Here is a 26866-nt window from a genome sequence, read left to right as displayed (position 1 = left end):
GCCGAAGGGCGGCACCCCTCGCGGGGTGCCGCCCTTCTTCGCTTTCACCGCACTACTTACTGGTTGTACGGACCGTAGTCGTAGTCCTCCAGCGGAACGGCCTGGCCGGAGCCGGTGCCGAACGGCGAGTAGTCGATGTCGTCGTAGCCGACGGCCGAGTACATCGCGGCCTTGGCCTCCTCGGTCGGCTCGACCCGGATGTTGCGGTAGCGGGACAGACCCGTACCGGCCGGGATGAGCTTACCGATGATGACGTTCTCCTTGAGGCCGATCAGGGAGTCCGACTTGGCGTTGATCGCCGCGTCGGTCAGGACCCTGGTCGTCTCCTGGAAGGACGCCGCCGACAGCCACGACTCGGTGGCGAGCGAGGCCTTGGTGATACCCATCAGCTGCGGACGGCCGGAGGCCGGGTGGCCGCCTTCCTGGACCACACGACGGTTCTCCTGCTCGAAGCGCGAGCGCTCCACGAGCTCACCCGGCAGCAGCTCCGCGTCGCCGGACTCGATGATCGTCACACGGCGCAGCATCTGCCGGATGATGATCTCGATGTGCTTGTCGTGGATCGACACACCCTGCGAGTTGTAGACCTTCTGGACCTCGCCGACCAGGTGGACCTGGACCGCGCGCTGACCGAGGATCCGCAGCACGTCGTGCGGGTTGGTGGCACCCACGGTGAGCTTCTGGCCCACCTCGACGTGGTCGCCCTCGCCCACCAGCAGACGGGCACGCTTCGAGATCGGGAACGCCGTCTCGTCGCTGCCGTCGTCCGGGGTGACGACGATCTTCTTGGTCTTCTCGGTCTCCTCGATGCGGACGCGACCGGCCGCCTCGGAGATCGGGGCGACACCCTTGGGCTGACGGGCCTCGAAGAGCTCGACGACACGCGGCAGACCCTGGGTGATGTCGTCACCGGCCACACCACCGGTGTGGAAGGTACGCATCGTCAGCTGGGTACCGGGCTCACCGATGGACTGGGCGGCGATGATGCCGACCGCCTCACCGATGTCGACCAGCTTGCCGGTGGCCAGCGAACGGCCGTAGCACATGGCGCAGGTGCCGACGGCGGACTCACAGGTCAGGACCGAGCGGGTCTTGACCTCCTCGACGCCCGCGTTGACGAGCTGCTCGATGAGCACGTCACCGAGGTCGACACCGGCCGGGGCCAGCACCTTGCCGTCGACGACGACGTCCTCGGCGAGGCAGCGCGCGTACACGCTGGTCTCGACGTCCTCGGCCTTGCGCAGCACGCCGGCCTCGTCCTTGGAGGCGATCCGCAGCTTCAGACCGCGCTCGGTGCCACAGTCCTCCTCGCGGATGATCACGTCCTGCGAGACGTCCACCAGACGACGGGTCAGGTAACCCGAGTCGGCGGTACGCAGGGCGGTGTCGGCGAGACCCTTACGGGCACCGTGGGTCGAGATGAAGTACTCGAGCACGGAGAGGCCCTCGCGGAAGGACGCCTTGATGGGACGCGGGATCGTCTCGTTCTTGGCGTTCGACACCAGACCACGCATACCGGCGATCTGCCGCATCTGCATCATGTTTCCTCGGGCACCCGAGTCAACCATCATGAAGATGGGGTTCGTCTTGGGGAAGTTCTCGTTCATGGCCTCGGCAACCTCGTTGGTCGCCTTGGTCCAGATCGCGATGAGCTCCTGAGTGCGCTCTTCCTTGGTGATCAGACCGCGCTCATACTGCTTCTGGACCTTCTCGTCCAGAGCCTCGTAGCCCGCGACGATCGCCTTCTTCGCCTCGGGGACGACGACGTCGGAGATGGCCACGGTGACACCGGAACGGGTCGCCCAGTAGAAGCCCGCCGCCTTCAGGTTGTCGAGCGTCGCCGCCACGATGACCTTGGGGTAGCGCTCGGCGAGGTCGTTGACGATCTCGGAGAGCTGCTTCTTGCCGACGGAGTAGTCGACGAACGGGTAGTCCTCGGGCAGCAGCTCGTTGAAGAGCGCACGGCCCAGGGTCGTCCGCAGGCGGAACGAGTCACCCTGCTGCCACTCCGGCTCGCCCTCCTCCGCGACCGGGGGAACCCAGCCGCGCGGCGGAACGGTGCCGATCGGGAAGCGGATGTCGATCTGCGACTGCAGCGACAGCTCGCCGGCGTCGAAGGCCATGATCGCCTCGGCCGTGGAGCCGAACGCGCGGCCCTCGCCCTTGACGTCACGCAGCTCGCCGTCGGTGGTGAGGAAGAACAGACCGAGGACCATGTCCTGGGTCGGCATCGTCACCGGACGGCCGTCGGCGGGCTTGAGGATGTTGTTCGAGGACAGCATCAGGATGCGGGCCTCGGCCTGCGCCTCCGCGGAGAGCGGCAGGTGGACGGCCATCTGGTCACCGTCGAAGTCCGCGTTGAACGCGGTGCAGACGAGCGGGTGGATCTGGATGGCCTTGCCCTCGACCAGCTGCGGCTCGAAGGCCTGGATGCCGAGGCGGTGCAGCGTGGGCGCACGGTTCAGCAGAACCGGGTGCTCGGCGATGACCTCTTCGAGGACGTCGTACACGACCGTGCGGCCGCGCTCGACCATCCGCTTGGCCGACTTGATGTTCTGCGCGTGGTTCAGGTCGACCAGGCGCTTCATCACGAACGGCTTGAAGAGCTCCAGCGCCATGGCCTTCGGCAGACCGCACTGGTGCAGCTTGAGCTGCGGGCCGACGACGATGACGGAACGCGCGGAGTAGTCCACACGCTTGCCGAGCAGGTTCTGACGGAATCGACCCTGCTTGCCCTTCAGCATGTCGCTGAGGGACTTCAGCGGACGGTTGCCGGGGCCCGTGACCGGGCGACCGCGACGGCCGTTGTCGAAGAGGGCGTCGACCGCCTCCTGGAGCATGCGCTTCTCGTTGTTCACGATGATCTCGGGCGCACCGAGGTCGAGAAGGCGCTTCAGACGGTTGTTGCGGTTGATCACACGGCGGTACAGGTCGTTCAGGTCGGAGGTCGCGAAGCGGCCACCGTCCAGCTGCACCATCGGACGCAGGTCCGGCGGGATGACCGGCACGCAGTCGAGAACCATGCCCTTGGGGCTGTTCGCGGTCTGCAGGAACGCGGAGACGACCTTGAGGCGCTTGAGCGCACGGGTCTTCTTCTGGCCCTTGCCGGTACGGATGATCTCGCGGAGCTTCTCCGCCTCCTCCTCCAGGTCGAAGGACTCGAGGCGCTTCTGCAGCGCCGCGGCACCCATCGAGCCGTCGAAGTACGTGCCGAAGCGGTCACGCAGCTCGCGGTAGAGGAGCTCGTCGCCCTCCAGGTCCTGGACCTTGAGGTTCTTGAAGCGGTTCCAGACCTCGTCGAGGCGGTCGATCTCGCGCTGCGCGCGGTCGCGCAGCTGCTTCATCTCACGCTCGGCGCCCTCGCGCACCTTGCGGCGCACGTCGGCCTTGGCGCCCTCGGCCTCCAGCTCGGCCAGGTCGGTCTCGAGCTTCTTGGCACGGGCCTCGAGGTCGGCGTCGCGGCGGTTCTCGATCTGCTGACGCTCGACGGAGACGTGGGCCTCCAGCGACGGCAGGTCACGCGTACGGCGCTCGTCGTCGACGTACGTGATCATGTACGCCGCGAAGTAGATGACCTTCTCCAGGTCCTTCGGGGCGAGGTCGAGCAGGTAGCCCAGACGCGACGGAACGCCCTTGAAGTACCAGATGTGGGTGACGGGAGCGGCGAGCTCGATGTGGCCCATCCGCTCACGGCGCACCTTGGCACGGGTGACCTCGACGCCACACCGCTCACAGATGATGCCCTTGAAGCGGACGCGCTTGTACTTGCCGCAGTAGCACTCCCAGTCCCGGGTCGGACCGAAGATCTTCTCGCAGAAGAGTCCGTCCTTCTCGGGCTTGAGCGTGCGGTAGTTGATGGTCTCCGGCTTCTTGACCTCGCCGTGGCTCCACTGACGGATGTCGTCAGCGGTGGCCAGACCGATCCGGAGCTCGTCGAAGAAGTTGACGTCGAGCACTATGCGTCAATCCCTCTCAGGGTTGTAAGGCTGTGGGTCTGATACGGGGGTCCTGGGGCCGGCCGGGGACTCAGGGGTTCGCCTGAGTCCCCGTACCGGACTCCCGTCAGACCTCTTCGACGCTGCTCGGCTCGCGCCGGGACAGGTCGATACCGAGCTCCTCCGCAGCGCGGAAGACGTCCTCGTCGGTGTCGCGCATCTCGATGGACATGCCGTCCGAGGACAGCACCTCCACGTTGAGGCACAGGGACTGCATCTCCTTGATGAGCACCTTGAAGGACTCGGGGATGCCGGGCTCAGGGATGTTCTCGCCCTTGACGATGGCCTCGTAGACCTTCACGCGGCCGGTCACGTCGTCGGACTTGATCGTCAGCAGCTCCTGGAGGGCGTACGCGGCGCCGTAAGCCTCCAGCGCCCACACCTCCATCTCACCGAAGCGCTGGCCACCGAACTGGGCCTTACCACCCAGCGGCTGCTGGGTGATCATCGAGTACGGGCCGGTCGAACGGGCGTGCAGCTTGTCGTCGACCAGGTGGTGGAGCTTGAGGATGTACATGTACCCGACCGAGATCGGGTCCGGGAACGGCTCGCCGGAGCGGCCGTCGAACAGACGCGCCTTGCCGGAGGGGAGCACCATGCGCTCGCCGTCGCGGTTCGGGATGGTGTGCTGGAGCAGACCCGCGAGCTCGTCCTCACGCGCACCGTCGAAGACCGGGGTGGCGACGTTGGTGCCGGGGGCGACCTGGTCGGCACCGATGGCCTGGAGGCGCTGCGCCCACTCGTCGGCGAGGCCGGAGACGTCCCAGCCGCGGCTGGCGAGCCAGCCGAGGTGGATCTCCAGGACCTGTCCCGGGTTCATTCGGGACGGGACGCCGAGCGGGTTGAGGATGATGTCGACCGGAGTTCCGTCCTCGAGGAACGGCATGTCCTCGATCGGAAGGATCTTCGAGATGACACCCTTGTTGCCGTGACGGCCGGCGAGCTTGTCACCGTCGGTGATCTTGCGCTTCTGGGCGACGTAGACGCGGACCAGCTGGTTCACGCCCGGGGGAAGCTCGTCGCCCTCCTCGCGGTCGAAGACGCGGACGCCGATGACCTTGCCGGTCTCGCCGTGCGGGACCTTCAGCGAGGTGTCACGGACCTCACGGGCCTTCTCACCGAAGATCGCGCGGAGCAGGCGCTCCTCCGGGGTCAGCTCGGTCTCACCCTTCGGGGTGACCTTGCCGACCAGGATGTCGCCGGCGACGACCTCGGCACCGATGCGGATGATGCCGCGCTCGTCGAGGTCGGCGAGGACCTCCTCGGAGACGTTCGGGATGTCCCGGGTGATCTCCTCGGGGCCGAGCTTGGTGTCACGGGCGTCGACCTCGTGCTCCTCGATGTGGATCGAGGAGAGGACGTCGTCCTGCACGAGGCGCTGCGACAGGATGATCGCGTCCTCGTAGTTGTGACCCTCCCACGGCATGAACGCGACGAGCAGGTTCTTGCCGAGCGCCATCTCACCGTTCTCGGTGGCGGGGCCGTCGGCGAGGACCTGGCCCTCGATCACGCGGTCGCCCTCGGAGACGACGACCTTCTGGTTGACCGAGGTGCCCTGGTTGGAGCGGGAGAACTTGGCCAGGCGGTACGTGATGTAGGTGCCGTCGTCGTTGGCCACGGTGATGTAGTCCGCGGACAGCTCCTGGATCACACCGTCCTTCTCGGCCTTGAGCACGTCGCCGGCGTCGGTGGCGCAGCGGTACTCCATGCCGGTGCCGACGAGCGGGGCCTCCGACTTAATCAGCGGGACGGCCTGACGCATCATGTTCGCGCCCATGAGGGCACGGTTGGCGTCGTCGTGCTCGAGGAACGGGATCATGGCGGTCGCGACCGACACCATCTGGCGCGGCGAGACGTCCATGTAGTCCACGTCCGTCGGCGGGACGTAGTCGACCTCGCCACCACGGCGGCGGACCAGAACGCGCGGCTCGGTGAACTGGAGCTCGTCGTTCAGGGTCGCGTTCGCCTGGGCGATGACGAAGCGGTCCTCCTCGTCGGCGGTCAGGTAGTCGACCTCGTCGGTGACCTGGCCCTCGACGACCTTGCGGTACGGCGTCTCGACGAAGCCGAACGCGTTGACGCGGCCGTACGAGGCGAGCGAACCGATCAGACCGATGTTCGGGCCTTCGGGGGTCTCGATCGGGCACATGCGTCCGTAGTGGGACGGGTGCACGTCTCGGACCTCGAAGCCGGCCCGCTCACGGGAGAGACCACCCGGGCCAAGAGCCGACAGACGGCGCTTGTGGGTGAGACCCGACAGCGGGTTGTTCTGGTCCATGAACTGCGACAGCTGGCTGGTGCCGAAGAACTCCTTGATGGAGGCGACGACCGGCCGGATGTTGATCAGGGTCTGCGGCGTGATCGCCTCGACGTCCTGGGTGGTCATGCGCTCGCGGACGACGCGCTCCATGCGCGCCAGACCGGTGCGGACCTGGTTCTGGATCAGCTCGCCGACGTTGCGCAGACGACGGTTGCCGAAGTGGTCGATGTCGTCGGTCTCGACGACGATCTGGTTGCCGTTCTCGCCGACCGTCTCGGTCTCGCCGGCGTGCAGCTTCACCAGGTACTTGATGGTCGCGATGATGTCGTCGGTGGTGAGGACACCGGCGTCCAGCGGCTCGTCGGCCCCGAGCTTCTTGTTGACCTTGTAGCGGCCGACCTTCGCGAGGTCGTAGCGCTTCGGGTTGAAGTACAGGTTCTCGAGCAGCGTCTGGGCGGCCTCGCGCGTCGGCGGCTCGCCCGGACGGAGCTTGCGGTAGATGTCGAGCAGCGCGTCGTCCTGGCCCTGGGTGTGGTCCTTCTCCAGGGTGGCGCGCATGGACTCGTACTCGCCGAACTCCTGCAGGATCTGCTCGGTGGTCCAGCCGAGCGCCTTGAGGAGGACGGTGACGGACTGCTTGCGCTTGCGGTCGATGCGGACGCCGACCATGTCGCGCTTGTCGATCTCCATCTCCAGCCAGGCACCCCGGGACGGGATGATCTTGGCGGAGAAGATGTCCTTGTCGGACGTCTTGTCGATGGAGGAGTCGAAGTAGACACCGGGCGAACGGACCAGCTGCGACACCACGACACGCTCGGTGCCGTTGATGACGAAGGTGCCCTTGTTCGTCATGAGCGGGAAGTCGCCCATGAAGACCGTCTGGGACTTGATCTCGCCGGTCTCGTTGTTGGTGAACTCGGCGGTGACGAAGAGCGGGGCACCGTAGGTGAAGTCACGGTCCTTGCACTCGTCGATCGAGTTCTTCGGCGGCTCGAAGCGGTGGTCGCGGAAGGTCAGCGACATCGACCCGGAGAAGTCCTCGATCGGGGAGATCTCCTCGAAGATCTCCTCCAGACCGGACTTCGTGGGGACGTCCTGTCCCGACTCAAGGGCGGCCTCGACGCGAGCCTTCCACGCGGCGTTGCCGAGCAGCCAGTCGAAGCTCTCGGTCTGGAGCGCGAGGAGGTTCGGAACCTCGAGGGGCTCCTTGATCTTTGCAAAGGAGATGCGCAGCGGGGCGGTGCTGGCGCCGTTGTTCGTATTGGTCGAGGCGTTGCGCGAGGCGGCCAAGAGGGGGTCCTTCCGAGGGCTCGGACTCACTACGCGCGTACCGGTCCCTAGCGGAGCCCCCTGGGCGAAGAACCCTGAAACGGCTGGAAGGCCAGGTCAGGGGCTATGGGCCCAGGACGCGGATGCGAGGGGATGCCCCTGGTGACGGGCAGGGGGCAGCTAACAGGCAGCGCAAAGGGTCAGTGTAGCCACTTGGCCCACTGATGTCCAGGGCGAGTAATTCGCGACCCTCGTTGTTCTCAACTCCGCGCTACCTCGCGCCGTGCGGCGCACCTCGATACTGCCCGTTCGGTCGTCGATCCATGCCTCGGAAACGGATCGTTGTGACGACGCGTCCTGAGAATTGCGCGCTGCGTGCGGTTCGTCAAGGCCCCTGCCTCTGCGCGGCGCACGGCGAAGATCACCATACTCCGCTTCCACGGGCCCGTACGACCGCCGCCACGCGGGTCCCCGGGAACGCCGAAGGGCGACCACCCAGATGGATGATCGCCCTTCGGTGCTCCCGCGTTACACGGGGGCAGGAGTCAGCTTCAGCGACTCGAAACGGCCTTACTTGACCGTGACGGAGGCGCCGGCGGCCTTGAGGGACTCGGCAGCCTTCTCGGCGGCCTCCTTCGCGACCTTCTCGAGGACCGGCTTCGGGGTGCCGTCGACGAGGTCCTTGGCCTCCTTGAGGCCCAGGGAGGTGAGCTCGCGCACGACCTTGATGACCTGGATCTTCTTGTCGCCGGCACCCTCGAGGATGACGTCGAACTCGTCCTGCTCGGCCTCGGCCTCGGCCGGGGCACCGGCGGCGGCCGGGCCGGCAACGGCGACGGCGGCAGCGGCGGTGACGTCGAACTTCTCCTCGAAGGCCTTCACGAACTCGGAGAGCTCGATGAGGGTCATCTCCTCGAACTGGGCGAGGAGGTCGTCCTGAGAGAGCTTCGCCATGATGGGCGATCCTTCCACTAATTCGGCAGGTGCCGGATGTTCATGTGAGGCGGGCGTACAGTCGGCCCGCTGCGACCCGCCGCGCCGTGCAGGCGCCGCGGATCAATGCGCGAGCCGAATTACTCGGCACCGCCCTGCTCGGCCTGCTTGGCACGGAGCGCGTCCACGGTGCGGACGAGCTTCGAGGGCAGCGCCTGGAAGAGCTGAGCAGCCTGAGACTGCTTGCCCTTGAAGGCACCGGCCAGCTTGCTGAGCAGAACCTCGCGGGACTCGAGGTCCGCAAGCTTCTTGATGTCGTCGGCGGAGAGAGCCTTACCGTCAAGGACACCGGCCTTGATGATGAGGTTCGGGTTCTCCTTGGCGAAGTCACGCAGGGCCTTCGCCGACTCCACCGGGTCACCGGTGACGAAGGCGACCGCGGTCGGACCAGCGAAGTGCTCGTCCAGTGCGGTGATCCCGGCCTCGTTGGCCGCAATCTTGGTCAGCGTGTTCTTCACCACGGCGTACTGGGCGTTCTCACCGAGCGAACGACGCAGCGTCTTGAGCTGCGCGACGGTGAGACCCCGGTACTCGGTCAGCACGGCGGCGTTGGAGCTCTGGAACGCGTCCTTGAGCTCGGCCACCGATGCAGCCTTGTTGGGCGTCGGCATAGTGCGTCAGCCTCCTTCCGGGTGATGAGGACCGCTCAGAAGGGGCTGAACAAACGAAAACGCCCCGGGCGCAGGCGCACGGGGCTCAGCTCGACCGAATCGAGAACGATCCGGGAACTCATCCACAGTCACCTGCGCGGGTCGCTCGCATCTCTCAGCGAATCCTTCGGCCTCCGCACCCTTACGGGCACAGCGACGACCAGCGGTCTTTGGCTTCTGTGGAAGAGTACGCGACGGGGTCGCCCAGGAGCAAATCAGCCCTCCCCGGCCCCCTGCCCGGCCTGCTCCAGCATCGCGAACAGGTCGACGGTGTCCGCGGCGCGCGGCGCCTGGACGGCGTCCCGGGCGCCGTAGTCGCCTTAGTCGGCGGTGACGGTGGTCATGCCCCGGGTCCTTGTCCCCGCTCCGCCAGGAGGGTCGCATCGGGCACCGACGGTCCCGCCAGGAAACAAAACCGCCCCCCGCACCTCGGAGGGTGCGGGGGGCGGTTTCAGGACGCTGGAGCCGCGAGGGGCTCCTGAGCCTTCAGAGGGCTCAGACCGCGGCCGGGTCCTCCTCGACGAGGAGGTTGCGGGTGCGGTTCGGGTCGACCGGAATGCCGGGGCCCATCGTGGTGGCGATGGCGGCCTTCTTGATGTAGCGACCCTTGGCGGCGGACGGCTTCAGACGGAGGATCTCCTCCAGCGCGGCGCCGTAGTTCTCCACCAGCTTGGTCTCGTCGAAGGAGACCTTGCCGATGATGAAGTGCAGGTTCGAGTGCTTGTCGACGCGGAACTCGATCTTGCCGCCCTTGATGTCGTTGACAGCCTTGGCGACATCGGGGGTGACGGTGCCGGTCTTCGGGTTCGGCATGAGACCACGCGGGCCGAGGACGCGGCCGAGGCGGCCGACCTTGCCCATGAGGTCCGGGGTGGCCACCACGGCGTCGAACTCGTTCAGGCGGTTGCCCTTGGAGATCTCGTCGATGAGCTCGTCGGAGCCGACGATGTCGGCGCCCGCGGCGATCGCGGCCTCGGCACGGTCACCGGTCGCGAAGACCAGGACCCGGGCGGTCTTACCGGTGCCGTGCGGAAGGTTCACGGTGCCACGGACCATCTGGTCGGCCTTGCGCGGGTCGACACCCAGGCGGAAGGCGACCTCGACGGTGCCGTCGAACTTCGTGGTGGAGGTCTCCTTGGCCAGACGCACGGCCTCGAGCGGGGCGTAGAGCTTCTCCCGGTCGATCTTCGCGTCGGCAGCGCGGAGAGACTTGCTGCGCTTCACTTCTGCTCCTGTGTTCGTTTCAGGTGTGGAGTCGTGGTGCGGGCCAGCGCTGGCCCTGCCACTGAGGTCTTACGGGGAGCTGATCAGCCCTCGACCGTGATGCCCATGGAACGGGCGGTGCCGGCGATGATCTTCTCGGCGGCGTCCAGGTCGTTGGCGTTCAGGTCGGGCAGCTTGACCGTGGCGATCTCGCGGACCTGGGCGCTCGTGAGCTTGGCGACCTTGGTCTTGTGCGGCTCGCCGGAGCCCTTGTCCACACCCGCGGCCTTGAGGATCAGCTTGGCGGCCGGCGGAGTCTTGGTGATGAAGGTGAAGGAACGGTCCTCGTAGACCGTGATCTCCACCGGCACGACCATGCCACGCTGCGACTCGGTCGCGGCGTTGTAGGCCTTGCAGAACTCCATGATGTTGACGCCGTGCTGACCGAGCGCGGGGCCGACCGGCGGGGCCGGGTTGGCCGCACCGGCGTTGATCTGGAGCTTGATAAGCCCCGTGACCTTCTTCTTCTTGGGAGGCATAGCTCTCTCCGGGTCCTAGTGAGAGTTTTCAGCCGGTCCATCCGGTCATCCGGATGGAGGCATACCGCACAACGATAACGGGTATAGCTGCGCGGCCAAAAACCGAGCAGGTCAGAGCGGCTCTGAGAGCCACTCTGACCTGTCCGGAAACCTGTGGTGTCAGTTCTTCTGGATCTGGTCGAAGCTGAGCTCGACCGGGGTCTCGCGACCGAAGATCTCGACGAGGCCCTTGACCTTCTTCGAGTCGGCGTTGATCTCGTTGATCGTGGCCTGGAGGGTGGCGAAGGGACCGTCGGTGACGGTGACCGAGTCGCCGACCTCGAAGTCGAGCACCTGGACCTCGACCTTGCGGGCCGGAGCCGGCTTGCCCTCGGCCTCGGCGGCCTCGCGGGCGGCCTTCTCCTCGGCCTCCGGGGCGAGCATCTTGACGATCTCGTCCAGGGTCAGCGGGTACGGGTCGTAGGCGTTGCCCACGAAGCCGGTGACGCCCGGCGTGTTGCGGACGACGCCCCAGGACTCGTTCGTCAGGTCCATGCGGACGAGCACGTAACCGGGCAGCTTGTTCTGCCGGACGTTCTTGCGCTCGCCGTTCTTGATCTGGACGATCTCTTCCTCGGGGACCTCGGCCTGGTAGATGAAGTCCTCGACGTTCAGCGAGACGGCGCGCTGCTCCAGGTTGGCCTTCACGCGCTTCTCGTAGCCCGCGTAGGTGTGGATCACGTACCACTCGCCGGGCAGACCGCGCAGCTCGTCACGGAGCGCGGCGACGGGGTCGACCGGAGCGGCGGGCTCGACGGCCTCCTCCGCTTCCTCGGTCTCCTCGGCCTCGCCGGACTCCTCGGCCTCGCCGGACTCCTCGGCCTCGGCCTCTTCCTCGGCGGCCTCGACGTCGGCCGTCTCGGTGCCGTCGTCCTCGGTGTCCTCGACCTCGACCTCGTCGGCCTCGACCTCGTCGGCCTCGACGTCCGCAGCCTCGGCCTGGTCCTCGTCGGCCGCCTCGACGATGTCGAGCTCGTCCTCGACGGACTCGGACTCGAAGGCGTCGTTCAGGTTCGCGTCAGACACGGTGGCTGCTTCTTCCTGCGATACAGATGGGGTGGAACAAAAAGTCAGCCGAAGACGTACTTGACTGCTTCCTGGAAGCCATAGTCAATCACGGTCACGAGGCCGATCATGATGACAACGAAGACAATCACCACGGTGGTGTACGTCGTCAGCTGGCCTCGCGTGGGCCAGACGACCTTGCGGAGTTCCGCGACGACCTGGCGGTAGAACAGCGCGAGGCGCCCCAGAGGGCCCTTCTTTCCGCGCTTGCCGCCCTTGCGGGACTTCTTCTTCGAGTCCGGGGAGGCGTCTTCGGCATCAGGCATGTCGATGGAGCCTACGGCGTCCGTCACGATCTCTCACCTGATTCCGGGTCGTGGCCGTGCCGCGCCCGGGGTGGAGCCGCACGGCGGTGCAATGAAGTACGTACATGCGCACACAACCTGGCGGTGTGTGTAGCAGGGCCGGAGGGACTTGAACCCCCAACCGCCGGTTTTGGAGACCGGTGCTCTACCAATTGAGCTACGACCCTTTGTGGCTTCCCCAACCTACCGCATCGTGAGATGTGGTCGGTGCGGGCCAACGAGCAGTGAGTGTACGTGGTCATGGGCCCTCACGTCGAACAGAAACGGCTCCGACCTGCTCCAGGGCGCGCGTACGACCGGGAATGACCGGTCCTGTCCGCTCCGTGAAACCTGTGTGCCGGGCCAGGACGGGGTCTGGGACGATGGGCCGCATGAGCGCTGCTACCCCTCCCACCGAGCGCCGGGTCTCCGCCCGGATCGGTGCGATCTCCGAGTCCGCGACCCTCGCCGTCGACGCCAAGGCCAAGGCCCTCAAGGCCGCCGGGCGCCCGGTGATCGGTTTCGGCGCGGGTGAGCCCGACTTCCCGACGCCGGACTACATCGTCGAGGCGGCCGTAGAGGCCTGCAAGAACCCGAAGTACCACCGCTACACGCCGGCCGGCGGTCTGCCCGAGCTCAAGGCCGCCATCGCCGCCAAGACGCTGCGCGACTCCGGCTACGAGATCGACGCCTCCCAGGTACTGGTCACCAACGGCGGCAAGCAGGCCATCTACGAGGCGTTCGCCGCGATCCTCGACCCGGGCGACGAGGTCATCGTCCCGGCCCCGTACTGGACCACGTACCCGGAGTCGATCCGCCTGGCCGGCGGTGTGCCGGTCGAGGTCGTGGCCGACGAGACGACCGGCTACCGCGTGTCGGTGGAGCAGCTGGAGGCGGCGCGCACGGAGCGGACCAAGGTCGTCCTCTTCGTCTCCCCCTCGAACCCGACCGGCGCCGTCTACAGCGAGGCCGAGACCGAGGCGATCGGCCGCTGGGCCGTCGAGCACGGCCTGTGGGTGCTGACCGACGAGATCTACGAGCACCTGGTCTACGGCGGTGCCTCCGCCGTGTCCCTGCCGTCGGTCCTGCCGGAGCTGCGCGACAAGTGCATCGTGGTCAACGGCGTGGCGAAGACGTACGCCATGACGGGCTGGCGGGTGGGCTGGATCATCGGCCCGAAGGACGTCGTGAAGGCCGCGACCAACCTGCAGTCCCACGCCACCTCCAACGTCAGCAACGTGGCGCAGGTCGCGGCGCTGGCCGCCGTGTCGGGCGACCTGGACGCGGTCGCGGAGATGGGCCGCGCCTTCGACCGCCGCCGCCAGACGATCGTGCGGATGCTCAACGAGATCGAGGGCGTGTACTGCCCGACGCCGGAGGGCGCGTTCTACGTGTACCCGTCGGTGAAGGAGCTGCTCGGCAAGGAGATCCGCGGCAAGCGCCCGCAGAGCTCGGTCGAGCTGGCCGCGCTGATCCTGGACGAGGCCGAGGTCGCGGTCGTCCCGGGCGAGGCCTTCGGTACGCCGGGCTACCTGCGCCTGTCGTACGCGCTGGGTGACGAGGACCTGGTGGAGGGCGTGTCCCGGATGCAGAAGCTGCTCGCCGAGGCTCGGGACTGAGCACTCGGACCACCGAGTGACGTCGCTCGGTGGTGCGGGCCCCCGGTTCTCCGGAACCGGGGGCCCGTTTTTGCGTTCTAGCGAGGTCCCGATCGGGGAAACGGGCTGTATTCGGCCGTTCGGGTGCGGCAAGATCGGCCGATGGAGCACCGTTACCGCGACCTCGCCACTCTCCCCAAGGCCCATCTGCACCTGCACTTCACCGGTTCGATGCGGCCCTCGACCCTGCTCGAACTGGCCGACAAGTACGGAGTGCACCTCCCCGAGGCGTTGAGCAGCGGTACTCCGCCGAAGCTGCGGGCCACGGACGAGCGCGGCTGGTTCCGCTTCCAGCGGCTCTACGACATCGCCCGGTCCTGCCTGCGCGAGCCGGAGGACATCCGGCGGCTCGTGCGGGAAGCGGCCGAGGAGGACGTCAGGGACGGCTCCGGCTGGCTGGAGATCCAGGTCGACCCGACCTCGTACGCGCCGCTGCTCGGCGGTCTGATCCCGGCGATGGAGATCATCCTGGACGCGGTCGACGCGGCCGCGAGGGAGACCGGGCTCGGGATGCGGGTGCTGGTGGCGGCGAACCGGATGAAGCACCCCCTGGAGGCGCGCACCCTGGCCCGGCTCGCGGTGCGCTACGCGGACCGGGGCGTGGTCGGCTTCGGGCTCTCCAACGACGAGCGGCGCGGCCTCGCCCGTGACTTCGACCGGGCCTTCGCGATCGCCCGTGACGGCGGTCTGCTCGCGGCGCCGCACGGCGGCGAGCTGACCGGCCCCTCGTCCGTGCGGGACTGCCTGGACGACCTGCGGGCGTCCCGCGTCGGGCACGGCGTACGGGCGGCGGAGGATCCGCGGCTGCTGCGGAAGCTGGCGGAGCGCGAGGTGACCTGCGAGGTGTGCCCGTCGTCCAACGTGGCGCTTGGGGTGTACGAGAAGCCGGAGGACGTGCCGCTGCGCACCCTCTTCGACGCGGGGGTGCCGATGGCGCTCGGCGCGGACGACCCGCTGCTCTTCGGCTCCCGGCTCGCGGCGCAGTACGAGATCGCCCGCGAGCACCACGGCTTCACGGACGCGGAGCTGGCGGAGCTGGCCCGGCAGTCCGTGCGGGGCTCGGCGGCCCCGGAGGACGTACGGCGAAAGCTCCTGGCGGGGATCGACGACTGGCTGGCGGTGCCAGGGGAAGCGGCTAGCCGAGTCCGCCCATGAGGGTGCGGGCGATCGCGGCGGCGAACTCGTCCACGGGCGGCTTGAGCCCGGGCGCCGTCTCGTAGGCGAAGGCCCGCTGGGCGCAGGCGCCGAGGAGGAGCGAGGCGGCGGCGAGGGTGTCGGCGTCGGCGCGGATGCGACCGTGCGCCCGTTCGGCGCGCAGATAGGCGTCGACGCCCTCGATCGGCTTGTGGGGGCCGGCGCCGAGTTCGCGGACGGCCTCCTCGTGGCGTGCCTTGAGCTGGGGGTCGGCGTAGAGGGAGGCGACCATCGGGAAGGTCTGGTCGTAGAAGTGCGCGGCCCGGCGGGCGATCTCCGTGAGGTTCTCCTCGACTCCGCGGCCCCGGGGGTCGACGGCGAGGCTGCCGAGGAGGTCGCCGAGCGGTGGCAGCCGTTCGCCGAGGACGGTGACGAAGAGCTCCTCCTTGCTCGGGAAGTACTTGTAGAGCGCCGCCTCCGAGCAGCCGGCGGCCTTGGCGATCTCCTTGGTGGTGGTGCGGGCCAGGCCGGCCGTGCGCATGAGGTCGCGGGCGGCATCGACGATCCGGGTCCGGGTCGGCTTCTGATCCACAGGAACTCCCGATAAGGGCTTGACGGGTGAGTGAGTGCCCACCCACTCTAGAGCGAGCAGGGGTGAGTGAGTACTCACTTACCTCACGATCCCGAGAGAAACCTGGAGCGTGCGACATGAAGCTCACCGTCTTCGGTGCGACCGGCGGCATCGGCCAGGAGATCGTCCGGCAGGCCCTGGCCGCCGGACACCACGTGACGGCGGTCGTACGGGACCCGGCACGGTTCGCGGTCGACGGCGAGCGGCTGGAGGTCTTCCGCGCCGATCTCACCGACCCCGCGGCCCTGCGCGCCGCGGTGGCCGGCCGGGACGCCGTCCTGTCTGGCCTGGGCGCCCGCAACAAGGCGGACGCGGCGACGGGTCTGGCGGCCCGGCTGACGCGCTCGGTGCTCGCGGCGATGGACGCCGAGGGCACGCGGCGGCTCCTGGTGGTCAGCGCGGCCCCCGTGGGGCCCCACGCGGAGGGCGACGGCCTGCTGGACAAGGCCGTCCTCGCGGTGATCGGCAACGTCCTCAAGGACGTCTACGCCGATCTGCGCGTGATGGAGTCCGAGCTCGCCGCGAGCGCCACCGACTGGACCTCGGTCCGGCCGCCGAAGCTGACCGACAAGCCGGTCACCGGCCGGTACCGCAAGGTCGTCGGCGGCAACCCGCCCAAGGGCCGCACCCTGGCCCGCGCGGACGTGGCCCACGCGATGCTGGCCATGATCGACGACCGGGCGACGGTGAAGCAGGGTGTGGGAGTGGCGTACTGAGCGCCGGGCGCCGGGGCCGCGGCGCCCGAAGCCGGGGCCGGGGCCTGGGCCTGGGCCTGGGCTTGAGCCTGGGCTTGAGCCTCGGCCCTCAGAGCCCGACGCCTACCATCACGGGCTCGTTGACGAGGGTGATCCCGAAGGCGGCCTCGACCCCGGCGACGACCTCGCGGGCGAGCGCGAGCAGGTCCTCGGTGGTCGCCTCGCCCCGGTTGGTGAGGGCGAGGGTGTGCTTGGTGGAGATCCGGGCGGGCCCGGAGCCGTACCCCTTCACGAAGCCGGCCTTGTCGATCAGCCAGGCCGCGGAGGTCTTGACCGAGCCGTCCTCGCCCGCCGGATAGGCGGGCGGGGCGACCTCGGGGCCGAGCCGGTCGGCGACGCGCGCGAGGAAGGCGGCATGCTGCTCCGGCGTCAGGATCGGGTTGGTGAAGAACGACCCCGCCGACCACGTGTCGTGGTCCTCCGGGTCGAGGACCATGCCCTTGCCGGCCCGCAGCTTCAGGACGGTCTCCCGCGCCCGCTCCAGCGGCACCCGGTCGCCGGCCTCGACACCGAGGGCACGGGCCGTCTCGGGGTACGCGAGGGGCGCGGACAGCCCGCCCGCGTCCTCCAGCTCGAAGCGGACCCGGAGGACCACATAGCGGTCGGGGTCCTGCTTGAAGCGGCTGTGCCGGTACGAGAAGGCGCACTCGGCGTTGGTGAGGGTGACCGTCTCCTCGGCCCGGCGGTCGTAGACGACGACCTCGGTGATGGTGGCGGAGACGTCCTGGCCGTAGGCGCCGACGTTCTGGATGGGGGTCGCGCCGGCGGAGCCGGGGATGCCGGCCAGGCATTCGATCCCGGCGAGCCCGGCCTCGACGGTCCGCGCCACGGCGTCCGTCCAGACCTCGCCGGCGGCGAGCTCCAGACGGGTCCCGTCGAGGGCGAAGCCGCGGGTGGCGATGTGCAGGGCCGTGCCGTCGAAGCCCTTGTCGCCGATCACCAGGTTGGAACCGCCGCCGACGACCAGCAGCGGAGTCCCGGCGGCGTCGGCCTCGCGGACCGCGGCGATCACCTCGTCGTCCGTGGTGGCGGTGACGAGCCGGGTGGCGGGCCCGCCGAGCCGGAAGGTGGTCAGGGGGGCGAGGGGGGCGTCGTGGAGGAGCTGCACGGGCACAAGAGTACGGGCCCCTCCCGTACGGAAGGGGCCCGTGGCGCTCTCGGCGTCAGGCGAGGCGGACCACGGCCCGGCTCATGCCCAGCACCTTCTGCCCGGCGCTGGTCGCCGTGAGGTCGACCCGCACCCGCTGGTCGTCCAGCTTGGCGGCCACCTTCGCGGAGACCTCGATCACGGCGCCCTCGTCGTCGTTGGGGACGACGACCGGCTTGGTGAAGCGGACGCCGTACTCGACGACGGCGGCCGGGTCGCCGGCCCAGTCCGTCACGACGCGGATCGCCTGGGCCATGGTGAACATGCCGTGGGCGATGACGTCGGGCAGGCCGACCTCGCGGGCGAACTTCTCGTTCCAGTGGATCGGGTTGAAGTCACCGGAGGCACCCGCGTAGCGGACGAGCGTGGCGCGGGTCACGGGAAAGGTCTGCGCGGGCAGCTCGGTGCCGACCTCGACCTCGGCGTAGGCGATCTTCGCGGTCACGGTCAGGCCTCCTCGGGGGCGCGGGACACGAGCTTGGTCCAGGCGGTCACGACGTGCTCGCCGCTCTCGTCGTGGACCTCGCCGCGGATGTCCAGGATGTCGTTGCCGGCGAGCGACTTGATGGCCTCGATGGTGCTGGTCACGGAGAGGCGGTCGCCGGCGCGCACCGGGCGGGTGTAGGCGAACTTCTGGTCGCCGTGGACCACTCGGCTGTAGTCCAGGCCCAGCTGGGGGTCCTCGACGACCTGGCCCGCGGCCTTGAAGGTGATCGCGAACACGAAGGTCGGCGGGGCGACGACGTCGGGGTGGCCGAGGGTCTTGGCCGCCTCCTGGTCGGTGTACGCGGGGTTGGCGTCACCGATCGCCTCGGCGAATTCGCGGATCTTCTCGCGGCCGACCTCGTAGGGCGCGGTGGGCGGATAGGTCCGGCCCACGAAGGACTGGTCGAGCGCCATGGACTCGATACCTCCTGCTGGTCCTGCTGGATGTGGTGCGAAATTCTGTTGCGGCACAACGACGCGAGGCCGCCCCCGGCTGGGGACGGCCTCGTGTACGAGCCTGTTTAGCGCGTCTCGCGGTGCGCGGTGTGCGAGTTGCAGCGAGGGCAGTGCTTCTTCATCTCAAGACGGTCCGGGTTGTTACGCCGGTTCTTCTTGGTGATGTAGTTCCGCTCCTTGCACTCCACGCAGGCCAGCGTGATCTTCGGGCGGACGTCGGTGGCAGCCACGTGAGTGCTCCTTGACGGACGGATGGACGGATGAACGCAGAAAAGAGTAGCCGATCGTAGGACCGACCCCACAATCGGCTACTGAGGGTAGCGGTGACCGGACTTGAACCGGTGACACAGCGATTATGAGCCGCTTGCTCTACCGACTGAGCTACACCGCTTTGATGATCCGGTCCCGCCCGAAGGCGGGTCCTTCTCACCAGAGCCCCAATACGGAATCGAACCGTAGACCTTCTCCTTACCATGGAGACGCTCTGCCGACTGAGCTATTGGGGCGAGCAGGGAAGACATTACACGGTCCTCGGCCCATCGCCCAAATCCGTTTCCCCGGGCACCCGCGGGCCCCCGCGCGCACGCGTCCCCACCGCCTCCTAGGCCACTCGTGCGCTGACCAGTACGACTATTTCGCTCCTCCTCGAAGGCGGGTGTGGGCGCCCCTAGGCTCGGGCCCACGCTGCGTGATCTTGATCTTGGCGAGCCCGTGAGGAGCCCGATGTCAGCCGACAGCAAGCAGCCCCAGCCGCCGCCCGACGACCGGGCCGCGGCCACCGCCGCGGACGCCACGTCGCTGTTGCTCTCCAACGCGCGGCTCGCCGACGGGCGCACCGTCGACGTGCGGCTCGTCGGCGGCCGGATCGAGGCCGTCGGCACCGCGGGCAGCCTCACCGCCGTCGCCGCCCGCGTCGACCTCTCCGGCTATCTCCTGCTGCCCGCCCCCGCCGAGCCCCACGCGCACGCCGACACCGCGCTCACCGCCGACTCCCCCGGCCCCGTCTCGTACACCGCCGAGGAGGTCCAGCGCCGGGCCACCGAGGCGGCGCTGCTCCAGCTCGGACACGGGGCGACCGCGCTGCGCGCCCAGGTGCGGATCGGTGACGTGCACGGCCTCGGACCGCTGGAAGCCGTCCTGCAGGCCCGGCGCTCGCTGCGCGGCCTCGCCGACCTGACGGCCGTGGCGGTGCCCCGGCTGCTCACCGGCGCGGCGGGCGCCGACGGGCTCGCGATGCTGCGGGACGCGGTGAAGATGGGCGCCGGGGTGGTCGGCGGCCGCCCCGACCTGGACCCGGACCCGACGGGTTACGTGGAGGCGGTCCTGGACGTGGCCGCCGAGCACGGCTGCCCGGTGGACCTTCACCTCGACGGCGACGACCCGGCCCGGCTCACTCGGCTGGCCGCGATGGCCGGCGGGCTGCGGCCCGGGGTGACCATCGGGCCCTGCGCCGGGCTCGGCCGGCTGCCGGCCGACCAGGCACGGCGGGCGGCGGACCAGCTGGCGGCGGCCGGCGTGACCGTGGTGTGCCTGCCCCAGGGCGGCTGCGGGGGCACCGAACTGCGCGGCGCGGCCCCGGTGCGGCTGCTGCGGGCCGCCGGGGTGCGGGTCGCGGCGGGCGGCGGGGCGCTGCGCGACCTCTCCAACCCGGTGGGGCGGGGCGATCCGCTGGAGGCGGCCTACCTGCTGGCCTCGCTGGGCGGGCTGCCGCCCCAGGAGGCGTACGGGGCGGTGAGCACGGGCGCGCGGGCGGCGATGGGCCTTGCCGAGGTACGGGTGGAGGCGGGCTTCCCGGCGGAGCTGCTCGCGGTGCGGGGCGAGCGGCTCGCGGGCGTGCTCTCCCTCGCGTACAGCCGGATCGTGGTGCACCGGGGGCGGGTGGTGGCCAGGACCAGCGCGGTGCGGGAGTACTGCGACTCGGCGGCGGCGCTCGACCTGCCGCGGCAGGCGCGGCCGGACTCGGGAGGCCCGGCCGGGCCGGGGGCCGTACGGTCGTGAGTATGCGCGTAGTCATCGCTGGAGGACACGGAAAGATCGCCCTGCGTCTGGAGCGGCTGCTCACCGCGGGCGGACACGAACCGGTGGGGATCATCCGCCGCCCCGACCAGGCCGACGACCTGCGGGAGGCGGGCGCCGAACCGGCCCTCATGGACCTGGAGTCGGCCTCCGTGGAGGAGGTCGCGGGCATCCTCCAGGGCGCCGACGCGGCCGTCTTCGCCGCCGGCGCGGGCCCGGGCAGCGACGCGGCCCGCAAGGAGACCGTGGACCGGGGCGCGTGCGTCCTGCTCGCCGACGCGGCGGAACGCGCGGGCGTACGCCGTTTCCTCGTCGTCTCCTCGATGGGCGCCCAGGCCGGCCACGAGGGGGACGCGGTCTTCGACGCCTACCTGCGCGCCAAGGGCGCCGCGGACGACGACGTCCGCGCCCGCCCGGGGCTGGACTGGACGATCCTGCGCCCCGGCATGCTCACCGACGACGCCGGCACGGGCCTCGTCCGCCTGGAGGCCCACACCGGCCGCGGCCCGATCCCCCGCGACGACGTCGCCGCGGTCCTCGCCGAACTCCTCGACACTCCCGCGACGGCGGGCCTCACCCTGGAACTGGTCTCCGGCTCCACCCCGGTGGCGGTCGCGGTCCGGGACGTCGCGGGCAACTGAGCGACGGGCGACGGAAACGAGCGAACGCAAGGCTCGTGACGCGACTGGTCCGGTCAGCTAGCCGAACACGAGGTCGCCCAGTTCCTCCAGCCAGTACCGCACCCGGTGCCACCTGCTGCAGAAACGCTTGGGGCGCCCCCACCGGCGCTCATCGAGCGGGCGGTGGCACTGCTTGCACCGCCTCGTACGCCTCGCCTGTTCCCCCATGGCCGCGACTCTAGCCGCCCCTGCCCGACCGGCGAGAAGGGACCGTCACGACCCGGTCGCAAGTGCTGCCGCGGCCTCGGGCACGAAGCGGAGCCGACGGCGCCCGTCATCCGGTCCCGCCCTGTCCGACTATCACAACAAAACGGCCCCTGCTCTGCGTTTCCGCAGTTCAGGGGCCGTTCTCATCGCGTGGCGGCGCCAGGATTCGAACCTGGGTAGGCTAAGCCGACGGATTTACAGACTTCTGGTCGTCATTGCGCGAGACGTGTTCTGACCTGCCACGCAGCACCAAGTGCGCCACTAGTGCCAGCCTTTCGTCCAGAGGTCGTCCACAGGCCCATGGCACCCCGCCTAGGCGTTCCTGCCTTGCGGGCATCCGCAGGCGTGTGGGTGACCGCCCAAGGGGTTCGCGTCTGACACAGCCGCAGGCGCGGCGTGAGGCTCGCGCGCGAGGAGCTTCGGAACCGTCTGGAGGCTACAGCTCTCTACGCGGCTGCGGAACGATGCTTTGTAGTTGCTGGAGACCGTGCATCGCAGCATGGAACGCTGCCGCGATGTCACGAGCTTTCTCCTCGGTCTTGATCGGCCACATCGAGATGTAGTCAGCGCCGATGTTGGCTTGCGCCACGAGGCCATCCACGACCAACGCTTCGGCTGCGGCCTTAAGAACCGTCATCGCCTGGTCCGATACAAAGGGCTTGCGGCTGGCCATGGCGTCGAGCTCAACCTTCCAGCGCTGCCCATGGCGTGCGATGCACACAAAGATCGCATCGCTGGCCTTGGCTTTTCTATAGGCAGCGCGGTGAGCTTCCGGCTTGGTGCAGTCTGGGATCAGGGCAGCTTGGAGAGGCATTCCAGGCGTCGACATGCCTACATCGTCGCAGGCACTGGCGCCGTTGATCAGGCGATTGCCGAGGATCAGTCCCCACGTCAAGACCTGATGTCAGCTCAGGCAGATCAGGTGACTGTCACCCTGCGAGCGGACCGTGGGGCGCCCGCGGCATCCAAAGCATCAAGCACTCGCGCGGCAGACCCGGCCCCACGCCCAGCGCGGCCCGCGCCTGTCCCGTGAGTCCGTTGCGACGCCATCGGTTCGGGACCCGGGGCAGAAATCTGATCACTTCGCGCCCCGGCCGGCGCTCGTCGAGGGCTACCCGGCGTTGGGCCAGCCTGAGGGCGGACCGCCAATAGGGCTGGTGGGCCAACCTGTGGGACGGTAGGTTCCTAGTCATAATCGATCGCATGTTCGGTTCACCTGGAAGCAGCATCGCGAGCTTCTGGTTTATTTCTGCGCGGCACTTACTGGATTGGAGTACAGTCATGCAGCATGAGCGAACAGCAGGATGCGCTTGAGGATCTTGAGTCCAGTGGTGTTCTCGCGGCCCTGTCATGGGCTAACGCGTCGGCCTATCGGCGCACCATGGACGACTTCGACCCCGACACGGGGCATGATCAGGGCTGGGTTGGGTCCACCGCTCACAGGCTCTTCGTGGACCGACTGCATCGGGTGTTCTCCACGGGTAAGCACGGTGTGGATTCACCTGAGTCCGCCTCCGCCGGCTTGGACCTCGTGGCCGCCGGACTGGCTCCCGGCGAGCATCGCAAGATGCCGCTCATCACCCCGGGCGTGGTCGTGTGGTCCCCTCTCAACCAGTCGCCGGGTTGGCGGTGCGGTGATTGGCGCTTCCTGCTCACGTCGTTCATCTACGGCGAGAGCAGCCGTATCCCCTGGCCGCAGAAGAGCCCCACCAAGCAGCGCGTCGCGTCACAGGGCCGGCCGACTGGGTGGCAGGACCCTTACCCCACCCTCTTCGACGAGGAGTCCGATTCTCTTACCGCCGCCATCGAAGCACTGAGGGAAGAAGGCGCGGAACTCAACGCGACAACACTCATCGTCGCCCACAGTATTGAACGAGAGCTTGGCATCCGAGAACTCTACTTGGGACGCTCTCGCCTGAACCGTGGGGGCGGAGATGCCTGGTACTGGAAGCATGATCTACTTGCTGCCACCCCAGGAGCTCCCACTGGTAAACCGATTCCTACGTCTCCCGGCCCTCTTCCTGGAGCGCCCGACGTCCAGGACGCACCCGTTCGCCTTCGCCGCCAGCCGTCGGAAGGGAGCGGAGAGCACCACCAGGCGTAGGTAGAGAACGACAAGTAATGAAACGAGTGGATGGTCATGAATTCCCCACGCCGCACAGAGGTGCAGGTCGGTGACGCCTCTCGCCTTTTCGACGGAAGACGTTTGACGCTCGCGCGTCAACTGATCGGCTTGAGGAAGAATGCCCTCGCAGTAAAGATCGACAAAAGTCCCACTGCGGTGGCGGCGTACGAAAACAACACGAAGCGTCCAGCTCCCGCTACGGTTGCGCAGCTATGCCTGACGCTTGGCGTGGAGCCCGGTTTCTTTCTTCCCGGCCCCCATCAGTCGACATCCCGGGACGCTGTACCGCACTTCCGGTCGCTGCGTTCGACGACGCAGTTGGCGCGCGACCAAGCCTTTGCCTACGGGGTGATTTCTGGAGATGTAGGCGCAGCCCTCGAACGGCACGTCGAGTTTCCGGAACCCGATCTTCCGCGCCTAAGTGTCGATGTGGAAGATGAGTCGAGCGCCCTTCCGGAGGAGGCGGCTCGCCTCCTCCGGAAGCACTGGAGCATCGGATCTGGGCCGGTCGGTCACCTGGTTCGCCTGGCTGAAAACCACGGCGTTGTGGTGGTTTTCAGCCCTGCTCAGACCGCTGCCGTTGACGCGTACTCCTTTGACGATGGGTATAGGCCCACGGTGGTACTTAACCCGACTAAGGAAGATTACTATCGACAGCGCTTCGACGTTGCCCACGAAATTGGGCACCTCGTCATGCACGTGGATGCCGAACCGGGAAGCAAGGTAGTCGAAAATCAGGCTCACCGCTTCGCGGCCGAACTCCTCCTTCCAGAAGATGAGTTGCGTGACCTCCTGCCGAGCAAGGCGGACTGGAGAGTCCTCGCAAAATTGAAAGAGACCTACGGCGTGAGTCTTCAGGCTCTGCTGTACCGATCCAGAGCCCTGGGCGTGATGGGTGACGTCACATATCGCAATGCCGTAGCCTATCTATCCTCCAAGGGATGGCGTCGCCGAGAACCAGGTGAGATGCCTGCTGTGGAGCAGCCGTCACTTTACCCAAAGGCTGTAGAGATCCTGTCAGGCGTAGGGATTGACGAGCTTTCATTGGCGAAGGAATCTCGGGTGACTCCAGGAATCTTCCGAACAGTGACAGCCAGGTCTCCCGTGCGCGAGGACCTGTTCCTTGAGGATCAAGAAGTGGAAGCCATGGACGGAGTAATTCCTCTATTTCGGCGCAAGGATGATGAGCCCGGGGCTTAAGCTCCGGGCTTGATCAATTCCGCTTATCTGCCGTAGACCCCGTGGAGACATCGCCGAATAGCGCACTCCTACGCGGCGGCGAGGGCCCGAGCGATGTCGTTCATGTCGTCGGTGACGGCGCCGGCTGCGCCGAGGGCTTCTGCCTTGCCCGGCTTGTTGGCGAACCCGATGCTGGCCGCTGCGGCTGCCCGGGCCGCTTCGACGTCGGAGAGGGAGTCACCGATAAGGGCGGTTCGCTCGGGCGCGACACCGAGGTGTGCCGCCGCCGCAAGTAGCGGGTGAGGCGACGGCTTCATGAGGTCAGGACGCAGAGCAGGGCGGCCGACCACCGTTTCCACAACGTCGGAGAGCCCCTGGGCGTTCAGGTAGACGTGGACGCACTCAGCCGAGTTGTTGCTGACGACGGCGACGCGTCGGCCGGACGCACGGGCCGCTTTCAGCGCGTCTACCGCACCGGGGGTGGGCGGCCCTGCTACCCCGACCGCCTTCACTTCTGCTTCGGTCAGGGCCGCCTCGACGGCGGCGAGCACTTCGCTTCCGCCTCGACGAGAGAGTTGGTGCACAACCATCGGGTCGTCGGTCGAGCACGCGTCTTCGCTGAGGGCCGGGGCGAGACTAGCGAGCAGCGTGGAGAGCTCCTGGGCAACGCGTGGGGCCGGAAGCCCCTCGAATACGTGGCAGATGGGGCCGTCGAAGTCGAAGAGCACGGCGTCACAACGCAAGAGAAGGCTGGCCAGTGCGTCAGAGTGCATCCTGGTTGTAGTCCCTTCCGATCGTCTCCCACACACTGTCGAACCACATCTGCGCCTGCTCTACCTGCTGAGCACCGCTGGACGAGTCGCCGTCGTTGACGGAGTGGTGGAACAAGATCGTGTCCTTGCCCACCAGGTCGTAGATCTCGATGGCTTCCCCCTGCGCGACCACCTTGTTCGGACGGATCGGGTAGTAGCCGAAGAACGCGTCCTCCTTGTTGACGACGTACAGCTTGAAGAACTGCGTGCCACTGTGGACCCGCACGCTCACGCTGCCCTCCTGGACGAGTCCTAGGTGTTCCAGCTCGCTGATTGAGTCGGTGATGCTGCGGGTGTAGCCGAGCATGATGCCGTGCATCCGGGCCCGCAGCCGCGGGTCATCGGCGCAGTCCTCACGGCGTACGGGAGCCGCCTGAGGGACCGCCATGTCGGGGACGAGGATCCGGATTCGGATGCCCGCGGGCGTAAGTCGTCCGGTGCGGATCTTGTCGAGCGGCTCTTGCAGCGCCCCATGGAGTGTCTCGCTGGAGAATCCGGCGAAATCGATCGTCACGTTCCGGCTGGCGAATGCTTGCTCGACGTACGGGCGCAGGCCCGCCGGCCGCTCGGTCCGATGCCGGACAAACACGCCGCTGCCCTTGCGGGAAACGACGAGTCCTTCGTCCTCCAGGTCGCGCAACGCGCGCTGGATCGTGGCGCGAGCGAATCCGTAGTGCTCCGTCAGCTTCGCGTGCGAAGGCAGCTTCTCTCCAGGACCGAGCTTTCTGGTGCGGATCGCCGCACCCAAGCTGCGGGCTACCTGCTCATACGGCGGTCGGTCGTCGTCCGGGTCCAGCGGCTCAAGCTCGAAGGTCATGCCCCCGATGCTACGGCGAACCTGACTATTTGGACAGCATGGCTAGCCATCTCTTGACGTGACTAGCCATGCTGGCTACGTTGCTCTCATGCCCACCGGGCTAGCCAGGTAAGTCAGGCTTCCCGTGGCGAGCTGTGTCCTCCAGGGGTGCAGGTCAGGGGCGCTCTTCGCCCGGAGGGGCCCGTGAAACGGCTCCAAAGGAAGCGGTAGGTGCTTGAGAACTGAACAGCGTGATGAGGGTTCGCCGTCTGTCCTCAGGCACAACTAGGCGGCCGGCGCGGCACAGGTCCGCGCGCTCAACCCATCCGCAGCTGCTCGGCTGCGGCCGGTTGCCTCCTCCGCCCGTCCGGTCCCCTCGCGGGGCCGTACGGGCGGGGCTGAGGGGAACCGGAGATTCCTGGTTCCAACGGCGAGAACCCCCGGAGTTGCACCTCCGGGGGTTCGGTTCGGGCCGTTCCTGTCTGAG

The 26866-nt window shown here is 68.0% G+C and carries 23 protein-coding genes and 3 tRNA genes; 7 read left to right on the top strand and 19 right to left on the bottom strand.

What is annotated here, in order from left to right:
- Positions 1 to 56: 56 nt before the first annotated feature.
- The 9 genes from ACFY7C_RS30015 to ACFY7C_RS29975 all read right to left on the bottom strand — a co-directional run bounded on the left by ACFY7C_RS30015 (position 57) and on the right by ACFY7C_RS29975 (position 12485).
- Positions 57 to 3956, bottom strand: a complete 3900-nt coding sequence (locus ACFY7C_RS30015) for a DNA-directed RNA polymerase subunit beta' (RefSeq protein ID WP_389656302.1) — start codon at positions 3954 to 3956, stop codon at positions 57 to 59.
- Positions 3957 to 4062: 106 nt separating this feature from the next.
- Positions 4063 to 7545, bottom strand: a complete 3483-nt coding sequence (rpoB, locus tag ACFY7C_RS30010) for a DNA-directed RNA polymerase subunit beta (protein ID WP_389656299.1) — start codon at positions 7543 to 7545, stop codon at positions 4063 to 4065.
- Between the two features lie 549 nt (positions 7546 to 8094).
- Positions 8095 to 8478 (bottom strand): 50S ribosomal protein L7/L12, encoded by a 384-nt coding sequence (gene rplL / locus ACFY7C_RS30005; protein WP_093874561.1) that lies wholly within the window; start codon positions 8476 to 8478, stop codon positions 8095 to 8097.
- 119 nt (positions 8479 to 8597) lie between these two features.
- Entirely contained in the window at positions 8598 to 9128 is a 531-nt protein-coding gene (gene rplJ / locus ACFY7C_RS30000; RefSeq protein WP_030757401.1) for a 50S ribosomal protein L10, read from the bottom strand.
- 534 nt (positions 9129 to 9662) lie between these two features.
- Positions 9663 to 10391: a 50S ribosomal protein L1 gene (gene rplA, locus ACFY7C_RS29995; protein ID WP_309054882.1), complete on the bottom strand. Its 729-nt coding sequence runs from the start codon at positions 10389 to 10391 to the stop codon at positions 9663 to 9665.
- Between the two features lie 83 nt (positions 10392 to 10474).
- Positions 10475 to 10909, bottom strand: coding sequence for a 50S ribosomal protein L11 (gene rplK, locus ACFY7C_RS29990; protein WP_309054883.1), 435 nt, complete (start codon positions 10907 to 10909; stop codon positions 10475 to 10477).
- 159 nt (positions 10910 to 11068) lie between these two features.
- Entirely contained in the window at positions 11069 to 11974 is a 906-nt protein-coding gene (gene nusG / locus ACFY7C_RS29985; RefSeq protein WP_389656296.1) for a transcription termination/antitermination protein NusG, read from the bottom strand.
- A gap of 44 nt (positions 11975 to 12018) precedes the next feature.
- Positions 12019 to 12306 (bottom strand): preprotein translocase subunit SecE, encoded by a 288-nt coding sequence (gene secE, locus ACFY7C_RS29980; protein ID WP_389656293.1) that lies wholly within the window; start codon positions 12304 to 12306, stop codon positions 12019 to 12021.
- A gap of 106 nt (positions 12307 to 12412) precedes the next feature.
- A tRNA-Trp gene (locus ACFY7C_RS29975) sits at positions 12413 to 12485 on the bottom strand.
- Between the two features lie 204 nt (positions 12486 to 12689).
- On the opposite strand from ACFY7C_RS29975, the gene ACFY7C_RS29970 reads away from it, so the two are divergent.
- Positions 12690 to 13916: a pyridoxal phosphate-dependent aminotransferase gene (locus ACFY7C_RS29970; protein ID WP_389656290.1), complete on the top strand. Its 1227-nt coding sequence runs from the start codon at positions 12690 to 12692 to the stop codon at positions 13914 to 13916.
- A gap of 141 nt (positions 13917 to 14057) precedes the next feature.
- On the top strand, positions 14058 to 15110 hold the full coding sequence (locus tag ACFY7C_RS29965) for an adenosine deaminase (RefSeq protein ID WP_389656287.1): 1053 nt from the start codon (positions 14058 to 14060) through the stop codon (positions 15108 to 15110).
- Here ACFY7C_RS29965 and ACFY7C_RS29960 read toward each other — a convergent pair.
- The gene (locus ACFY7C_RS29960; protein WP_389656284.1) at positions 15091 to 15681 is read right to left on the bottom strand and encodes a TetR/AcrR family transcriptional regulator; all 591 of its coding nucleotides are present in this window, start codon (positions 15679 to 15681) and stop codon (positions 15091 to 15093) included. The genes ACFY7C_RS29965 and ACFY7C_RS29960 overlap by 20 nt on opposite strands.
- 116 nt (positions 15682 to 15797) lie before the next feature.
- Between ACFY7C_RS29960 and ACFY7C_RS29955 the strand changes: the two genes are divergently transcribed.
- Positions 15798 to 16436, top strand: a complete 639-nt coding sequence (locus ACFY7C_RS29955) for an NAD(P)-dependent oxidoreductase (protein ID WP_389656281.1) — start codon at positions 15798 to 15800, stop codon at positions 16434 to 16436.
- Positions 16437 to 16524: 88 nt separating this feature from the next.
- Here ACFY7C_RS29955 and ACFY7C_RS29950 read toward each other — a convergent pair whose 3' ends face one another.
- The 6 genes from ACFY7C_RS29950 to ACFY7C_RS29925 form a co-directional block, all read right to left on the bottom strand.
- Positions 16525 to 17589 carry a UDP-N-acetylmuramate dehydrogenase gene (locus tag ACFY7C_RS29950; RefSeq protein ID WP_389656278.1) on the bottom strand — a complete coding sequence of 355 codons (1065 nt, stop codon included), beginning with the start codon at positions 17587 to 17589 and terminating at the stop codon, positions 16525 to 16527.
- A gap of 49 nt (positions 17590 to 17638) precedes the next feature.
- On the bottom strand, positions 17639 to 18067 hold the full coding sequence (locus tag ACFY7C_RS29945) for a MaoC family dehydratase (RefSeq protein ID WP_389656275.1): 429 nt from the start codon (positions 18065 to 18067) through the stop codon (positions 17639 to 17641).
- Between the two features lie 2 nt (positions 18068 to 18069).
- Positions 18070 to 18522 carry a MaoC family dehydratase N-terminal domain-containing protein gene (locus ACFY7C_RS29940; protein WP_389656272.1) on the bottom strand — a complete coding sequence of 151 codons (453 nt, stop codon included), beginning with the start codon at positions 18520 to 18522 and terminating at the stop codon, positions 18070 to 18072.
- Between the two features lie 107 nt (positions 18523 to 18629).
- On the bottom strand, positions 18630 to 18794 hold the full coding sequence (rpmG, locus tag ACFY7C_RS29935; protein ID WP_003956487.1) for a 50S ribosomal protein L33: 165 nt from the start codon (positions 18792 to 18794) through the stop codon (positions 18630 to 18632).
- A gap of 88 nt (positions 18795 to 18882) precedes the next feature.
- A tRNA-Met gene (locus ACFY7C_RS29930) sits at positions 18883 to 18955 on the bottom strand.
- A 42-nt stretch (positions 18956 to 18997) separates the two neighbouring features.
- A tRNA-Thr gene (locus tag ACFY7C_RS29925) sits at positions 18998 to 19070 on the bottom strand.
- Positions 19071 to 19287: 217 nt separating this feature from the next.
- Between ACFY7C_RS29925 and ACFY7C_RS29920 the strand changes: the two genes are divergently transcribed.
- Both ACFY7C_RS29920 and ACFY7C_RS29915 read left to right on the top strand, forming a co-directional pair.
- Positions 19288 to 20562: an amidohydrolase family protein gene (locus ACFY7C_RS29920; RefSeq protein ID WP_389656269.1), complete on the top strand. Its 1275-nt coding sequence runs from the start codon at positions 19288 to 19290 to the stop codon at positions 20560 to 20562.
- Between the two features lie 2 nt (positions 20563 to 20564).
- Positions 20565 to 21221 (top strand): SDR family oxidoreductase, encoded by a 657-nt coding sequence (locus tag ACFY7C_RS29915; RefSeq protein WP_389656266.1) that lies wholly within the window; start codon positions 20565 to 20567, stop codon positions 21219 to 21221.
- 682 nt (positions 21222 to 21903) lie between these two features.
- Here the strand turns inward: ACFY7C_RS29915 and ACFY7C_RS29910 are convergent.
- On the bottom strand, positions 21904 to 22362 hold the full coding sequence (locus tag ACFY7C_RS29910; RefSeq protein WP_389656263.1) for a hypothetical protein: 459 nt from the start codon (positions 22360 to 22362) through the stop codon (positions 21904 to 21906).
- Between the two features lie 393 nt (positions 22363 to 22755).
- Between ACFY7C_RS29910 and ACFY7C_RS29905 the strand changes: the two genes are divergently transcribed.
- Together ACFY7C_RS29905 and ACFY7C_RS29900 are read left to right on the top strand one after the other, a co-directional pair.
- Entirely contained in the window at positions 22756 to 23571 is an 816-nt protein-coding gene (locus ACFY7C_RS29905; protein ID WP_389656260.1) for a hypothetical protein, read from the top strand.
- Between the two features lie 30 nt (positions 23572 to 23601).
- Positions 23602 to 24792, top strand: a complete 1191-nt coding sequence (locus ACFY7C_RS29900) for a helix-turn-helix domain-containing protein (protein WP_389656257.1) — start codon at positions 23602 to 23604, stop codon at positions 24790 to 24792.
- A 68-nt stretch (positions 24793 to 24860) separates the two neighbouring features.
- On the opposite strand, the gene ACFY7C_RS29895 is transcribed toward ACFY7C_RS29900, so the two are convergent.
- On the bottom strand, positions 24861 to 25544 hold the full coding sequence (locus tag ACFY7C_RS29895; RefSeq protein WP_389656254.1) for an HAD family hydrolase: 684 nt from the start codon (positions 25542 to 25544) through the stop codon (positions 24861 to 24863).
- Positions 25534 to 26400 (bottom strand): winged helix-turn-helix domain-containing protein, encoded by an 867-nt coding sequence (locus ACFY7C_RS29890; RefSeq protein ID WP_389656251.1) that lies wholly within the window; start codon positions 26398 to 26400, stop codon positions 25534 to 25536. Before ACFY7C_RS29890 ends, ACFY7C_RS29895 begins: the two co-directional genes overlap by 11 nt.
- Positions 26401 to 26866: the final 466 nt, after the last annotated feature.

Source organism: Streptomyces sp. NPDC012769, assembly GCF_042901205.1.
Classification (GTDB): domain Bacteria; phylum Actinomycetota; class Actinomycetes; order Streptomycetales; family Streptomycetaceae; genus Streptomyces.
This window is presented reverse-complemented; position numbering and strand designations above follow the sequence as displayed.